General features: G+C 59.7%; 12 protein-coding genes. 7 read left to right on the top strand and 5 right to left on the bottom strand.

Annotation, left to right across the window (positions count from 1 at the left end; genetic code table 11):
* Positions 1-14: 14 nt before the first annotated feature.
* From dapF to Q675_RS33180, 4 genes are read left to right on the top strand one after another with little or no spacing between them, the layout of a single operon-like run.
* A complete protein-coding gene (dapF, locus tag Q675_RS33195; RefSeq protein WP_031211627.1) occupies positions 15-941 on the top strand; it encodes a diaminopimelate epimerase in 927 nt (308 codons plus the stop codon).
* Between the two features lie 18 nt (positions 942-959).
* Positions 960-1,709 (top strand): DUF484 family protein, encoded by a 750-nt coding sequence (locus Q675_RS33190; protein ID WP_023011759.1) that lies wholly within the window; start codon positions 960-962, stop codon positions 1,707-1,709.
* The gene (gene xerC, locus Q675_RS33185; RefSeq protein ID WP_011784042.1) at positions 1,706-2,680 is read left to right on the top strand and encodes a tyrosine recombinase XerC; all 975 of its coding nucleotides are present in this window, start codon (positions 1,706-1,708) and stop codon (positions 2,678-2,680) included. The genes Q675_RS33190 and xerC overlap by 4 nt, the downstream gene beginning before the upstream one ends.
* An 11-nt stretch (positions 2,681-2,691) precedes the next feature.
* Complete coding sequence (locus Q675_RS33180; protein WP_023011757.1) at positions 2,692-4,077, top strand: GGDEF domain-containing protein; 1,386 nt, start codon at positions 2,692-2,694, stop codon at positions 4,075-4,077.
* Positions 4,078-4,086: 9 nt separating this feature from the next.
* On the opposite strand, the gene Q675_RS33175 is transcribed toward Q675_RS33180, so the two are convergent.
* Positions 4,087-4,320 carry a DUF2789 domain-containing protein gene (locus Q675_RS33175; RefSeq protein ID WP_023011756.1) on the bottom strand — a complete coding sequence of 78 codons (234 nt, stop codon included), beginning with the start codon at positions 4,318-4,320 and terminating at the stop codon, positions 4,087-4,089.
* Positions 4,321-4,437: 117 nt separating this feature from the next.
* Here Q675_RS33175 and Q675_RS33170 point away from each other — a divergent pair, with 117 nt between their 5' ends.
* Positions 4,438-7,185 carry an ATP-binding protein gene (locus tag Q675_RS33170; RefSeq protein WP_023011755.1) on the top strand — a complete coding sequence of 916 codons (2,748 nt, stop codon included), beginning with the start codon at positions 4,438-4,440 and terminating at the stop codon, positions 7,183-7,185.
* Positions 7,186-7,198: 13 nt separating this feature from the next.
* Here Q675_RS33170 and Q675_RS33165 read toward each other — a convergent pair whose 3' ends face one another.
* Positions 7,199-7,564: a hypothetical protein gene (locus Q675_RS33165; protein WP_023011754.1), complete on the bottom strand. Its 366-nt coding sequence runs from the start codon at positions 7,562-7,564 to the stop codon at positions 7,199-7,201.
* A gap of 239 nt (positions 7,565-7,803) precedes the next feature.
* Here Q675_RS33165 and Q675_RS33160 point away from each other — a divergent pair, with 239 nt between their 5' ends.
* Positions 7,804-8,412 (top strand): hypothetical protein, encoded by a 609-nt coding sequence (locus tag Q675_RS33160; RefSeq protein ID WP_023011753.1) that lies wholly within the window; start codon positions 7,804-7,806, stop codon positions 8,410-8,412.
* On the top strand, positions 8,390-10,636 hold the full coding sequence (locus Q675_RS33155; RefSeq protein WP_051995633.1) for a patatin-like phospholipase family protein: 2,247 nt from the start codon (positions 8,390-8,392) through the stop codon (positions 10,634-10,636). The genes Q675_RS33160 and Q675_RS33155 overlap by 23 nt, the downstream gene beginning before the upstream one ends.
* 12 nt (positions 10,637-10,648) lie before the next feature.
* On the opposite strand, the gene Q675_RS33150 is transcribed toward Q675_RS33155, so the two are convergent.
* From Q675_RS33150 to Q675_RS33140, 3 genes are all read right to left on the bottom strand, one after another.
* On the bottom strand, positions 10,649-11,308 hold the full coding sequence (locus Q675_RS33150) for a GntR family transcriptional regulator (protein ID WP_023011751.1): 660 nt from the start codon (positions 11,306-11,308) through the stop codon (positions 10,649-10,651).
* A 64-nt stretch (positions 11,309-11,372) separates the two neighbouring features.
* Entirely contained in the window at positions 11,373-12,809 is a 1,437-nt protein-coding gene (gene cls / locus Q675_RS33145) for a cardiolipin synthase (RefSeq protein WP_023011750.1), read from the bottom strand.
* Complete coding sequence (locus tag Q675_RS33140; protein ID WP_022992139.1) at positions 12,806-13,846, bottom strand: AraC family transcriptional regulator; 1,041 nt, start codon at positions 13,844-13,846, stop codon at positions 12,806-12,808. Before Q675_RS33140 ends, cls begins: the two co-directional genes overlap by 4 nt.
* Between the last annotated feature and the right edge of the window lie 383 nt (positions 13,847-14,229).

Raw genomic sequence — 14,229 nt, 5'->3', positions numbered from 1 at the left:
GCGGGGGGAACGAGATGTCTCAGCAACGACGTGGCCAGGGTCCGGTCCTGCGCTTTACCAAGATGCACGGGCTGGGTAACGACTTCATGGTGGTCGACGCCATCAGCCAGCCATTCCGGCTGGCCCCGGACACCATCCGGGAGCTGGCGGATCGCAATTTCGGGATCGGTTTTGATCAGCTGCTGGTGGTGGAGCCACCGGGGCTTCCGGATGTTGATTTTCGCTACCGCATTTTCAATGCCGATGGCTCGGAGGTGGAACAGTGCGGCAACGGAGCCCGCTGCTTCGCCCGCTTTGTGCGCGATCAGCGCCTGACCAACAAGCGTGTTATCCGGGTCCAGACTGCCAAGGGTGTGATTGAGCTCAAAGTGGGTCGGGATGGCCTGGTAGCGGTCAACATGGGGGTGCCGGAGCTCAACCCCCCCGCGATCCCCTTTGCAGCGGATCAGCGCAAGGATGTGTATACCGTCGACGTGAATGGTCAGACGGTCGAGCTGTCAGCCATCTCCATGGGTAATCCCCACGGAGTGCTGGTGGTGGACAATGTCGATACGGCGCCGGTGGAAAGCCTTGGCCCGCAGTTGGAAAAGCATCCCCGGTTTCCGGCCAGGGCCAACATTGGTTTTCTGCAGGTGATTGATCGCCGCCATGCCCGGTTGCGTGTGTTTGAACGGGGCTCCGGCGAAACACTCGCCTGCGGCAGCGGTGCCTGTGCAGCGGTGGTGGCCGGTTGTCTCCGCGGCTTGCTGGACAGTCGGGTCGAAGTCGAGTTGCGTGGCGGCAGGCTGGTCATTGAATGGCAGGGGGAAGGTACCCCTGTTATGATGGAAGGTCCTGCAACCACGGTATTTGAAGGCCAGTTGCGGCTGCCTGGCGAACCCCAGCCCCGGCGCCGCAGGAGTGCCCGCCCGAACACCCGACCTCATAAAAACGGGGCCTGAACCGATCAGGAGAACACGATGACAGAACAAACGGCCCGCCAGAAGGCCGGCGAACTCACCAGGGAACAGGTCGCAGAATATCTGAGGGCCAATCCGGACTTTTTTATCGACCAGGACGAGCTGCTGCGCAGTTTGACTCTGCCCCATGACAGCGGCCGGGCGATTTCCCTGGTGGAGCGTCAGGTGCACCTGTTCCGGGAACAGCGGGACACGTTACGCCGGGAGCTGGTGGAACTGGTGTCCATCGCCCGCCACAACGACCGGTTGTTCGAGAAAAGCAAACGCCTGCTGATGCAGGTGATTGAAGCCCGTAACCTGCAGGATATGGCGGCTGCCATTGATGACAGTATCCGGGGTGATTTTGGTCTGGATGCCGCGTCGGTACTTCTGTTCAGTGAAACCGGTCAGCTTCAGTCACAGGGTGCCCTGCATATGGTGGATGCGGCCGCGGCACGCGAACGGTTGGGAAGCCTGCTGGAAGGGGAGCGGGCCGTTTGTGGCCAGTTCCGCGAGAATGAGCGTGAATTCCTGTTCCCGGACCGTGACGAGCCCATCGCCTCCGTTGCCCTTGTGCCCCTGCGCCACGAAGGTCTGGTGGGTGTGTTTGCTGTCGGTAGTTGTGAACCCGGTTACTTTGATCAGAGCATGGGCTCGCTGTTCCTGAGCTACATCAGTGACACCCTGAGCCGGCTTTTGCCGCCCATGCTCAAGCGCCATGGTACCGGCGCTCCGGTGACGGATCTGACCGCGGAGACCGGCCAGGGGTGAGCGTGGCGGCGAGTGACCACAAAGGATCAGCGAGCCAATTGGCGGCGCTGACCGGCTTCATTCGTCATCTGCAATCCGAGAAACGGCATTCACCCCGTACCTGCGAACACTATCAGCGCGACCTTCAGCGGCTGGTCGCCTGGCTTGCAGATAACGGCCTCAACGACTGGTCAGAGCTGTCTGCCCACGATGTTCGGCGCTACGTAGCCCGGCTCAGCCGGGATGGGCTGAGCGGACGCAGCATTGCCCGGCACCTGTCGTCGATTCGGCGTTTCTACCAGTATCTGCTTCGCGAAGGGCTTGCCATCGATAATCCGGCTCTGGACATCAGGGCGCCGAAAAGTGGTCGGCGTTTGCCCCGCGTTGCGGATGTTGATCAGATTGGCCAGTTACTGGATGCCACCCCCGAAGACCCCCTCGAAATCCGTGATCTGGCCATGTTCGAGCTTATGTATTCCTCCGGCCTTCGGCTGGCGGAGCTGGCCGGGGCCGATCTGTCGGCTCTGGATCTGAAGGGCCCAGAAATCCGCGTTCTCGGTAAAGGTAACAAGGAGCGCGTGCTGCCGGTCGGCCGTAAGGCCGTGGCGGCGTTGCAACAGTGGTTGTCCTGCCGGCGGGCACTGGTCACCGAGGGTGAGAAGGCACTGTTTGTCAGCCAGCGGGGTACCCGTCTGAGCCGGCGCAGTATCCAGAGTCGCCTGTCTCGCTGGGGTATTCTGCACGGCGCGGACCAGCGTTTGCACCCCCACCTGCTCAGGCATTCCTTTGCCAGTCACATGCTGGAATCCAGTGGCGACCTGCGCGCGGTTCAGGAATTGCTGGGTCATGCGGACATTGCCACAACCCAGGTCTATACTCATCTTGACTTTCAACATCTTGCCCGGGTTTATGATCAGAGCCATCCCCGGGCGCGCCGCCGAACGACCGATCGCACAGGGTGTGAAGAGGAAGAGCATCGTGCCGGCCAGTAAGGGAGTAGTTCATGGCATCTGAAGATTCCTGGAAAGAGAAATATCTCAGGGAACTGGAAGAAGCAGAGCATCGGGAAAAACAGTGGGAATCCGAACGTAATCTGCTGGAACGAATGCTGGTACGAACCAGTCTGGCCTCTGAAGGACAGCGACCGGAGCTGGACGAATTGTTGGGTCGGTTGCGGGAGGATATCCGTAAGAAACAGATCAACCTGCAGCATTGGCGGGAGCTGCAGGACCAGATTGACCGGCAGATTACCCTGCTGGACGAGCAGGCCGGGCCTCAGGCTGTGTCGCCCACACCGGAACCGCAAGCCCCGGCAGAAGGTGTGGATCTGGCGGATACCACACAGCGACGGCGAATTGCACGCCGCATCGGCCAGTTACTGGGGCAACTGTTGCAACAGGCTTCCCTGGAGCCGGCCGCAGAAGCAGAAGCCCGGGAATTACAGCAGACCTTGCTGACCAGCAACGACTGGGAAGTGCTCCGGGAGGGGCTGAACCGGGTCGCCGACCTGGTGATCGCCGCCATCACCCGCAGCCAGCGCGAATTCGAGGCCTTCCTGAAACGCCTGGATGAGCGCTTGCAGGCGTTACGGGAGCATTTTGCCCAGCAGAGCGATGTCCAGACTGGCCGGCAGGACGCCACAGCAACGCTGGACCGGGAAATCCGTGCCGAGCTGGACAAGGTGGGGGATGACATCCGCGCCAGCGAGGATATTCAAGCTTTGAAGCAGTCGGTCAGTCAACGCCTGGAATTTATTGGCAGTGCGCTGGAGCGGTTCCGGACGTCGGAAAGCGAGCGTGAAAAACTGCTGGCGAACCAACTGGAAGCCATGCAGGAGAAAGTCGCGGCCATGGAGGCCCATTCGGAACAGATGCAGGCCCAGGTGCGTGAAGAGCGTCAGCGAGCCCTGACCGATCTGCTCACCCAGCTGCCCAACCGTGAAGCCTGGCAGGAACGGCTGTCGTTTGAATACAATCGCTGGTTGCGCTACCGGCACCCGCTCACGGTGGCTGTGCTGGACGTGGATCTGTTCAAGCGCATCAACGATTCCTATGGCCACAAGGCAGGGGATCGCGTGCTGCAGTTGGTGGCCCGGGAGATGAGCACTCGCCTGCGGTCGACGGATTTTATCGCCCGGTTCGGTGGCGAGGAGTTTGTGGTGCTTCTGCCGGAAACGCCCACAGATGAAGCCCGCAAGGTATTGGATTCCCTGCGCGAACATGTATCCGGCCTGCCGTTCCATTTCAGCGGCGAGCCGGTAAGCATTACCTTTTCAGCGGGGCTGACCGGTTTTCAGGACGACGACACCGAAGAGTCGGTGTTTGACCGGGCTGATCGGGCCCTCTATCAGGCCAAGGATGAGGGCCGAAATCGGGTGTCGGTGCTCTGACCCAGCCAATCAGCGCCTTAGCAGGGCATCCAGTTCATCAATCACCTCCGCCCAGTCGCTGTCATCTTCCAGCCCTTCCTCCAGAAAATGGGATTGGCTCTCTGACCAGAAGGGCGCATCCTGGATAGCGACTTCACTGGGTAATGGTGAATGTCGGGCGATGAAATGCTCGACTTCCGATTGACCGGAGGGCAGACCCAGTTGTTCGAACAGGGTGCTCAGGCTGTGTTTGCTGGTGTCCATGGTTACGTACCTCCATCAGCTCATTGGCAAAATGCAATCCTGCCCGTTTGCAGGTATGGTTTTCCTGAAATGTAGTGGACCCGCCGAGGATATCCAGTGAAGTCTCGTTCACAGTTCATGTTTTGCCTCCTGTTGCTGCTTTTTCAAGGGGCCGTGTTGGCGGATCCACCCCAGAATTCGCCGGCGCCCGTACTGGGCGTTGAAGATCTGCGTTGGCTTGCAGAACAGGATGGCTTCAATGTGGGGGTCAGGCATACCCAGGTGCCGCTGGTGTTCGATACCGGGGAGGGGCGCATGGCGGGCATCTGGGTGGACTACCTCAACCGCTTGTCCTCCAAGCTGGGATTGCCCATTGAGCCCTTTCTGATGAACCAGATGCTGGGCACTGAGCGGCCAGAGCCGGACCTGATCCTGACCACCCGACTGCCCGGCGCCCCGGTTATTCCCGGCGTGCGACACACAGCGCCCTTGATGTCACTCACCTACGGGGTGTTTGTGAATGCCGGCGACCCGGCAATCCGGACTTTGTCTGATCTGGAGGCAGCGAAGGTTGTCATTGTCGGCGACGACCCCAATCAGTTTCCGCTGCTGGACCCGGTGGAAAGCTTTACGCCGGTACCGGTTTCCAGCCTGGGTGAGGCGGTCAGCCGGGTTATGTCGGGCGAGGCAGATGCTTTTCTCGGGCCGGTTCCGGTGGTGTCTGACTACCTCGAATCGGCGATGATCAATGGTGTCGGGCTGGCGGTGTTGCTGGATCGGCGACCTGTGGATGTGGTGCTGCAGGTTCCCATTGAGCAGGAGCGCATGTTTCGGGTGTTTGATCGCACGGTATCGTCACTGACCCATCAGGAACATCGCAATATTCGCCAGTCCTGGTTGGCGGGGGAGCTGCCTGAAGTCGAGACCCGAAACGTGGCCCTGACCGCCGGTGAACTGGAATGGCTGGCCAGTAACTCGGAGATTACCGTCGGACTGAGGCCGGACTGGCCGCCGTTCGAGTTTGAACAGGATGGCCGGCCCACGGGGCTGGTCGCCGACTTGCTCAGCCGGCTGGAGAAGGATCTGGGGATTCGCTTCCAGCGAGTGACGGTAGACAGTCGGGCCGACGCCGAGGAAAAACTGAAATCCGGTGAGCTGGACGTGCTTCCCGGCATGTCCCGCACGCCTCGTACCGAGCAGGAATTCCTGTTCACCCGGGCCTATGTCAACGTGCCCATTGCGCTGGCGATCCGCGACGCCGGTCGCTTTATCGGAGACCTGCGTGAACTTCGGGATGAGCGGGTCGGCGTGGTAAACCGCCAGGCCAGTCATGACTATCTGCTGATCAATCATCCGAATCTCGACCTCTATCCCCAGCAGACCGTGGAAGACGGGCTGCTTGCGCTTTCCAACGGCGATCTGGATGTGATGGTGACGCATATCCCGGCGGTAAGCTACACGGTGGCACGGCTCGGTCTGTCGAACCTGAGGATTACCAGTATTACCCCTTACCAGTACGATCTGGGACTGGCGGTCAGCCCGGCCCAGCCTGAGCTCCACCGCATTCTGAACAAGGCGCTGGGCAGTCTGCCGACGTCCGAAACCGAAGCCATCTATAATCGCTGGATTCACCTGGATATCGAACAGGAAGCCGATTACACCGTGGTTCGGCGGATCATTCTGATAGCCATCGTGGTGGTGCTGATCTTCCTGTACTGGAACCGCAAACTTTCACTGGAAGTGGATGAGCGAATCCGGTCCGAGAACGCGCTGCGCCGGAGTGAGGATGAACTCCGTGCCGCCAAGCTTGAGGCGGAGCGGCTGGCCCGGGAGGCGGAGGCTGCGAGCCGTGCCAAGAGCGAATTCCTGGCCAACATGTCCCATGAAATCCGAACGCCTATGAACGCGGTGATTGGCTACAGCGATCTGCTCTACAATTCGGTCACAGATCCCCAACAGCGCAATTACCTCAATGCCATCCGGGCGGGCAGTCGAAGCCTGCTGATGCTGATCAATGACATTCTGGACCTGTCGCGGATCGAGGCCGGCAAGATGCGCCTGGATTTCGGCCCTGTTTCCGTGCGCCGGCTGCTCAGTGATGTCCGCCACATCTTTGACCTGCGGGCGACGGAGCAGGGCATTACCCTGGAAGTGAGCGTGGGATCGGGTATGCCCTCGGCGATGATGCTGGACGAAACCCGCTTGCGACAGGTGCTGTTTAATCTGGTGGGCAATGCCATCAAATTCACCCACGACGGCGGGGTTACCGTGCGAGCGGTCGCCAAGCCGCTGGGCGAGCCGGCGGATGCCGATTCCGAGGTTTGTTACTACCGGCTGGTGGTGACCGTAGCTGACACCGGTATCGGCATAGCCCCGGACCAGCAGGAGCGCATTTTTGAAGCCTTCGAGCAGCAGGAAGGCCAGAGTTCCCGGCGTTATGGCGGTACCGGGCTGGGGCTTGCGATCAGTCGTAAACTGGTGGAAATGATGGGCGGCAGACTGACCGTGAAAAGTGAAGCCAATGTGGGCTCGACGTTCAAGGTGGTACTGCCCAGAGTAGAAGCGACGGTGGAGCAGGCTGATGACGATGGCGCGCCGGAGGAATCCGAGCGCCTGCTGGCCCAGACCATGAGTATGCATGAGCGGGGCTGGCTGCGGGAAAAACTGGCTGAAGACTTCGGTAATGAATGGCAGGAAGTGCGCGAGAGCGGCGACCCGGAACAGATGAAGGATTTCGCGGTCCGCATTATCGAATGGGGGCAGCGGCATCGCTCATCGTCGGTCACGCGCTACGGTGAGAAGCTGTTGGCGGATGTGGAGGCCTTTAATCTGGACGCGGTGAATACCGCCCTGGATGCATTCCCCCGCCTACTGGGACAGGAATAGCCCGGGCTACAGGCTAGAGGCAGTCAAACTGGGACTGGCGGTCAAAGGCCACGGCCACCATGTCGTAGCCGGAATCCGACAGCGAGCGGATCAGTTCACGATCTTTCAGCAGGGTCATGCACACTTTGTGTACGCTGGCCTGGAGTTGTTCGGCGGCCGGCTGTTGGTTCGGAAAGCGGAAATCCACAATCAGGTATTTCCGGTCTACGCTGGCCCGGGCGGGAATGTCCTCGCGCTCGATGCTTTCATAGCCTATGTAGGTGGCTTCATTGGCCTGAAAAACCTGGCTCATCAATACATCCAGGTTTTCGGCGGATACCTGCGCCGATGACAAGCCGAGCACCAGACCAGAAAGAAGGGCGGTAGTAAAGGTGCGCATGTGAGGCTCCCGAAAGGTAATCTGTGATTCTTGCTAGTGTAACCAAGTGTAAAGTTTGGTTACAGTTGATTATTGCAGAGTGTGGCGTACTTTTCCTCCTGTGGGCGCTGGATTTTTCAATTGTTTGCAATGCTGAAATGATTTCCGGATGGTAAGGCCCTGTGTTGGTTAATGCCTGTTGTGGCCTGTGATTTCAGCTATCATTGACCAACAGTTGTTGTAAAAGCAGAGGGATAGCCATGTACCAGCTCGTGTTCAAAGGAGAGTGCACACCAGGCACCGATCTGGAAACCGCTCGCAACAATGCCCGGGCCCTGTTCAAGGCCAGCGTCGAGCAGCTGGACCGCATGTTCAGTGGGCAACCGGTCGTCATTCGTAACAAGCTTGAGCAGGTTCAGGCCGAGAAGTATCTGGCGGTGCTGAAAAAACACGGAATGGTGGCGTATGCGCAGCCGATGCCCGGAGCCGAGCCGGCCAGACCAGCACCGGCGCCCTCTGCTCAGACTCCGGCCTCACAGCCAGTCCCGCCACAGTCTCCGGCACCAAAGCCGGCGCAACCGGAAGCGAAATCCGGTAACACTCCAGCCGTTGAACCGGGCGATCGCCTGCCAGTGGCCGGCGAAAAGGTGGATGATATTCTGGCCGGTTCCGGCCTGAGCCTGGACCCGGTCGGGGTGACTCTGGTTGAGCATCAGGAGGCTGAGGCACCGATGTTTGAGCATCTTGATGACTGGACACTGGCCCCTGCCGGCAGTGATCTGGGTATAAAACGGGATCTCCCCCCACCGGTCGTGCCGGATACCTCCCATCTGTCACTGGCCGACGATGACAAAAAACAGACCTCGTGACGGGATTGTGAGCACTCGTTGGCCGTCCTGGTTGCTGTGCATTCTGCTTGTCCTGCCCGGGTTCCCTCATGCTTTGGCCGATGCTGATGCGAGTAATGCTCGACCAACCATAGGTCTGGTGCTCAGTGGCGGTGGTGCCAAAGGCATGGCCCATGTCGGGGTACTGCGGGTACTGGAAGAAATGCAGGTGCCGGTTGATGTAGTGGTCGGTACCAGTGCCGGATCGGCCGTTGCCGCCCTGTACGCCACCGGGATGCCGGTGGAAGAAATCGAACAGCGATTTATCGGGCTGGACTGGCTGTCCAGCTTTCGCGATGACCCGGGCCGGGCCTACAAGCCGGTGCGCCGAAAGCAGGACGATTGGCGCCTGCCTCTGGTGCCGGGTATTGGCGTCGGTTCCGAGGGCGTTCGGTTTGGTGGCGGACTGGTTACCGGCCAGAATCTCGGGTTTATTCTCAATGAGCTGACCCGTAACGCCGCCCTGGTGGATGACTTTGATCAGCTACCCATCCCCTTTCGGGCTGTGGCCACTGATCTGGAAACCGGTGTTGAAGTGGTGATTGGCGACGGAAACCTGGCTGATGCGATTCGTGCCAGCATGAGCATTCCCGGCGTATACGCCCCGGTGGAAAGAGGCGGGCGATTACTGGTGGATGGTGGGGTGGCCAACAACCTACCGGTCAGCGTGGCCCGGGACATGGGGGCTGATGTGGTCATTGCCGTGGATATCACCGATCCGCTCATGACCACAGAGGACATGCGCGAAGCTTTTTCAGTGGTCGGGCAGCTCACCACGCTGATGACCCGGCGCAACACCGAATTACAGCTGGGCCTGTTAACCGATCGCGACATTCTGATCCAGCCAGATCTGCAAGGCCACACCTCTGCCGATTTCTACGACGCGCCGGTGCTGTTTGAGCTGGGGGCCAGTGGAGCCAGGGATCATGCTGTGGCCCTGAACCGGCTGGCGGTGTCTGACTCGGAGTGGCGGGATTACCGTGCACGGCTCCGGGCCGAGAAACTGGCACCGGGGCCGGTCGTCCGGATCGAATTCCGTAAAGGCGACCGCCTGGCCAGTGATTTTCTGCGCGAGCGGATCCGGCAGAAAGAGGGTGAGCCGCTTGATGTCGAGCAACTGGAAGCCGACCTCAAGCGCATCTATGGCCTGGGCTACTATGAGGCGGTGTCCTGGTCCATGCGGCCTTCCGAGGCCGGCCCGGTGCTGATCGTTCAAGCCAGGGAGAAGAGCTGGGGGCCCAACTACCTGTCGTTTGGCCTGAATTACGAGGACAACTTCGACGGCGATACCCGGTTCAATCTGGCCTCCGGATTGCGGATGACCGAACTCAATCGCCTTGGGGCGGAATGGCAGACCGGGCTTCAGTTAGGTACCCAGCCCTGGGTGCGCAGCCAATGGTACCAGCCGCTGGATTATGGTTATGACCGGTTTGCGGTGATTGGGGTGGAATATCGCCGTGATGATTACAGTATCTACGACAACGGCGACCGTATTTCCGAGATTGATGTGACCTTTCGGGAAGTGGATCTGGCCCTTGGCATGGAACTGGGTGGCGATGGCGAGATCCGATTGGGTTATGTCCGTGGCTATGCCACCGTGGATGACGAAGTGGGCGTTCCAGTTGCACCTTCCGGTAAGGTGCATCAGGGCTACGGCAGCCTGCAACTGGTGCATGATTCCCTGAGTGATGCCTTCTATCCGAAATCCGGTGCTTTTGCCGGTATCCGGGCCAGAGTAGAGCGAGAAGAGCTCGGCAGTGACCGGGAGTTCGATGCCCTCACCGGTATGTTGCTGGGAACTGGCACCTGGCAACGTTTCAATCTCACCGGTTTGTTGTATACCCGGCAGGTCATCAGCGGTGAACCGGGTGTGGAGAACGCGGCGCGCCTGGGTGGCTTTCGGCAGTTGTCCGCCTATGCCCCGGGGGAGATCACTGGAAATGATGCGGCTTTGCTGGCGGCCTGGGCCCGGCGTGAGTTCGGCGGGCCGGTACTGCCCTGGTTCACCGGCGTAGGATTTGAGACCGGCAATGCCTGGGAGCAGATGGACGACGCCACCTGGTCGGGGCTGGTGCGATCCTGGAGTGTCTTTGCCGGGGTGGATACCTTCCTGGGGCCGGTACAGCTCTCGGCCGCCTATAACAACGAAGACGAATGGACCGCATACCTAAATATCGGCTTCTCGTTCACTCAGCTGTTCTATTGAGTTTTCGCGGTATCAGCTGTTCAGAGCGGACAGCACCTGCTCACACTGCTGCACGGCATAGCGGTGCAGGATATCGGACAGGGCCTGTTCGTCCCGTTCCCGTATTATCCGGATGGATTCTTCCATGTGCACCAGGTTGTCTTCCAGAACCTGTTTGCCGCCATGGCGCAGGGCGACAAAGGCGCAACGCTTGGCAGAGGGCCAGAGATCCTCGATGGCCGAGACAATAAAGTAATTGTCGGCGTACACCAGTGAGGCTTTGGTGTATTCAATACCCAGCTCCAGAAACGCCATCAGATCGTTGTTCTGAAAACGGTCACGCATCTGCTCGTACAGGGATTCCAGCCGCTGCATGTCATTCGGTTGCCACTGACGCACCAGCTTTCGCCCAGTGTGAGTCAGGTACAGTTCCAGGGTCTCGTAGAGACTGCGGACAAAGTGTTCGTCCAGGGGCGTGACGAACGCGCCCTTGCGGGGCACGTTACGCACCAGGTGACGCTTCTCCAGTAGCAGCAGGCCTTCCCGGATGGAGCCGTGGCTGACATCCATCTGCTTGGCCATGGTACTTTCATAGATGCGCTCGCCGGAACGGAGTTGCTCGAAGGCAATCAGGTTTTCAATGTGACGAGCGACCTGCTCAGTCAGGGTTTCTCTGGGTTTGAATACGTTCATGAAATGGTCGTTTACAGCATCAGTCGAGCGCTCATGTTCGCACAAGCGCCCGCCCGGGGCCAGATCAAAGCAGGGGCGCCAATAGTCGTACCGCCCGGCAGCCCAGCCGGAACAGGATGGAGCGCTGGCGATAGTCATTTTCGGTCATGGGCCGACTGGCGCCCAGATCTTCCTCCAGCATGGTTTCCACCTGCTGGATGAACGTCGGGCTGGTGTTGACGGCGGTAATCTCGAAGTTCAGGCGCATGGACCGGTTGTCGAGGTTGGCGGTGCCGATGGCGGCGTAGCGGCTATCCACCAGAACCACTTTCTGGTGCATGAAGCCGGGCTGGTAACGATAGATGCCGATGCCGGCCTGACTGGCCTGTACCAGATAGGAATAGGCGGCCAGCCGGACCAGTGGGCTGTCGGTTTTCTCCGGTATCAGGATGCGAACATCCACCCCCCTGAGCGCCGCCAACTGCAGGGCATTCATGATCTGGAAATCCGGCACAAAATAGGGCGAGGCAATCCAGATCCTGGTGCGCGCGTTGTTGATGCAGTTCAGGAAGAACAGGGTGCAGGTTTCCCAGGTGTCTGCCGGGCCGGTGGGCAATACCAGTACTTCCTGGTCGCCGGGAGGCTGAGACACGGACGCCCAGTTCAGTTCCGGCCGGGTATTGCTGGCCCAGTTCCAGTCCTCCAGCCAGGCCAGCTGGAGGCCGGTGACAGCCGGCCCTTCGATCCGGCAATGGGTGTCGCGCCAGGGTTCCTGGTCCATGGCGGTGCCCAGGTATTCGTCGCCCAGATTGATGCCACCGACAAATCCCACCTTGCCATCGCAGACCAGGAGCTTGCGATGATTACGGAAGTTCATCTGGAAGCGCCGACGTCGGATGTTGCCGTCACCAAACGAGGCAATGCGGGCGCCGGCGGCAGACAGCTCGTTCAGCCATTTGCGGGACAGAAACGCGCTGCCAATGTCGTCATACAGGAACCAGACCTCCACGCCCTGGGCCAGCTTGCGTTCAAGGATGGCCTTGATGCGCTGACCGACCCGGTCTGAGCGGACAATGTAGAACTCCAGCAGCAGATAATGGCGGGCGTCTTCCATGGCATCGAACAGGGCTTCAAAGGTGGCTTCGCCGTCTCGCAGCAGTGTGCAGTGGTTGCCAGCGGTGAATGGTTGCCGGCCGAGTTTGCACAAGACCTGCAATTCATCGCTGAAATGCTCCTGGCCCGGATTGGTGATGGAGGTGGTCTGGCTTTCAAAATTATCGAGCAGGCTGGTCAGGGATTTGTCACCCATGCGGCGGGCCTTGACGTAACCACCAAAGCGATAACGACCAAACAGCAGGAACATGGGCACGGCAATGTAGGGCAGGCCCACCAGCGCAAGAATCCAGGCTATGGCTCCCTGGGCCGTCCGATAGGTGAGCAGGATGCGGTAAACACAGGCCAGCGCCGCCAGGTACAGCGCTGCCAGCGGAATGGCCAGTAGCGAAAGGTTCTCTGTGATCATGACTCGTGTCCCTGATGACTGGCCCGGAACTGGGCCGGGGCAATACCGGTCCAGCGCTTGAACGCACGGCTGAAGGCACTCAGCTCGGAGAACCCCAGGAGAAAGGCGATTTCGCCAAGCGCGTACTGGTCGTCGGCGACATAGCGCAGGGCCTTGTCCTTGCGGACCTGCTCCACCAGGTCGTGGAAACTCATGCCTTCTTTCTTGAGTTTTCGGTACAGGGTCTGGCGGCTCATATGACACTGCCGGGCCAGGGTGTCGGCATCAATCCGGTCGGTGGCCATCTGACGGGAAATCAGGCGCCGCACCTTTCGGCTGAACGAGCGGCGGGTCTGTAGCCGGGCCATGACCGCATTTACCTGTTTCAGCACCGCTGAGTAAACATAGGGGTTCCGGTGCGGGATGGGGTGGCCCAGATGCTTGCTGTCAAACGCCATGCGGGTAACGCCACAGCCGAAATGGACGGTGCCACCGAACAGTTTGCGGTATTCAGCGGCATATGCTGGCTCCGGATGGGCAATTTCCAGCCAGTCAGCCTCGATACTGCGATGGATAAAATGCCGGGTCCGGCACAGGGCGGCGGCCAGGGTGCGGTCCATGTCCTGGCGACAGTAATGATCCGGACGATCCGGCTGCCAGGTCAGGATGGCCTGGTCCGGGGTTTGCTCAAAACTCAGGGTGACTGATTCGTTGATCAGTCGGTGCAGCCGGACATACTGCACCACGGCTTCGCCCAGAGTGTCGCAGTTGAAGAACACATGGCCGACCAGTCCCATGCGCTCGGGGTCGATGACCTGGCCGGCATGCAGGCCGACGCCCGGATCGGCGGTCAACTGCTCGGCCAGTTCCCACAAACGGTAATGGGCAGAAGCGGGTACCCGTAGGTCCGGATCTTTCAGAGTCGCCAGTGTCAGCCCGGTAGCCTGTTCCACCCGGACACGATCCAGAAGACCCCGTGTTTCCAGATAATGCACCAGCGCCAGTGTGCTGGATGCCGCCACCTGGGGCGATTCCGGATATTCGGTCTGGGGCTGCATGCCTGGGTTCTGCTCCCGTTTGTTATCTGGTGGACTGATACAAAATGTCAAATGATTGGGACAGCAAGTCAACGGGTTGCCACTACTTCAACGATAGCATGTTGGCTATCAGGTTGAAGTAATGCGTTGCAAAGTGGAGGTGTTGTATGGAACAGGAAATCTTTGTACCCCATAGCGAAATGGAGCGCAAAAACGTTCTGGCACTCGCTGAATACCTGGACAGCATTTTCTATTGCTGATCTTTCAGGCGTATGTCTGTGACCTTCCAGCCGGGCCCTGCCCGGCTTTTTTCTGCCTGTCGGGTTGGCACCAAATTCCCCTTGCCCCGTAAACTGGCAGTGGTAGTGTATCCGGTTTGATCCGACAACCGGAGGCTGCCAGAC

The organism is Marinobacter sp. EN3, from assembly GCF_000475315.1.
GTDB classification, from domain to species: Bacteria; Pseudomonadota; Gammaproteobacteria; order Pseudomonadales; family Oleiphilaceae; genus Marinobacter; species Marinobacter nauticus.
This window is presented reverse-complemented; position numbering and strand designations above follow the sequence as displayed.

Coding starts and splice junctions, on each gene's coding strand:
- dapF (WP_031211627.1), top strand. CDS start 15: ATGTCTCAGCAACGACGTGGCCAGGGTCCGGTCCTGCGCTTTACCAAG.
- Q675_RS33190 (WP_023011759.1), top strand. CDS start 960: ATGACAGAACAAACGGCCCGCCAGAAGGCCGGCGAACTCACCAGGGAA.
- Q675_RS33180 (WP_023011757.1), top strand. CDS start 2,692: ATGGCATCTGAAGATTCCTGGAAAGAGAAATATCTCAGGGAACTGGAA.
- Q675_RS33175 (WP_023011756.1), bottom strand. CDS start 4,320: ATGGACACCAGCAAACACAGCCTGAGCACCCTGTTCGAACAACTGGGT.
- Q675_RS33170 (WP_023011755.1), top strand. CDS start 4,438: ATGTTTTGCCTCCTGTTGCTGCTTTTTCAAGGGGCCGTGTTGGCGGAT.
- Q675_RS33165 (WP_023011754.1), bottom strand. CDS start 7,564: ATGCGCACCTTTACTACCGCCCTTCTTTCTGGTCTGGTGCTCGGCTTG.
- Q675_RS33160 (WP_023011753.1), top strand. CDS start 7,804: ATGTACCAGCTCGTGTTCAAAGGAGAGTGCACACCAGGCACCGATCTG.
- Q675_RS33155 (WP_051995633.1), top strand. CDS start 8,390: ATGACAAAAAACAGACCTCGTGACGGGATTGTGAGCACTCGTTGGCCG.
- Q675_RS33150 (WP_023011751.1), bottom strand. CDS start 11,308: ATGAACGTATTCAAACCCAGAGAAACCCTGACTGAGCAGGTCGCTCGT.
- cls (WP_023011750.1), bottom strand. CDS start 12,809: ATGATCACAGAGAACCTTTCGCTACTGGCCATTCCGCTGGCAGCGCTG.
- Q675_RS33140 (WP_022992139.1), bottom strand. CDS start 13,846: ATGCAGCCCCAGACCGAATATCCGGAATCGCCCCAGGTGGCGGCATCC.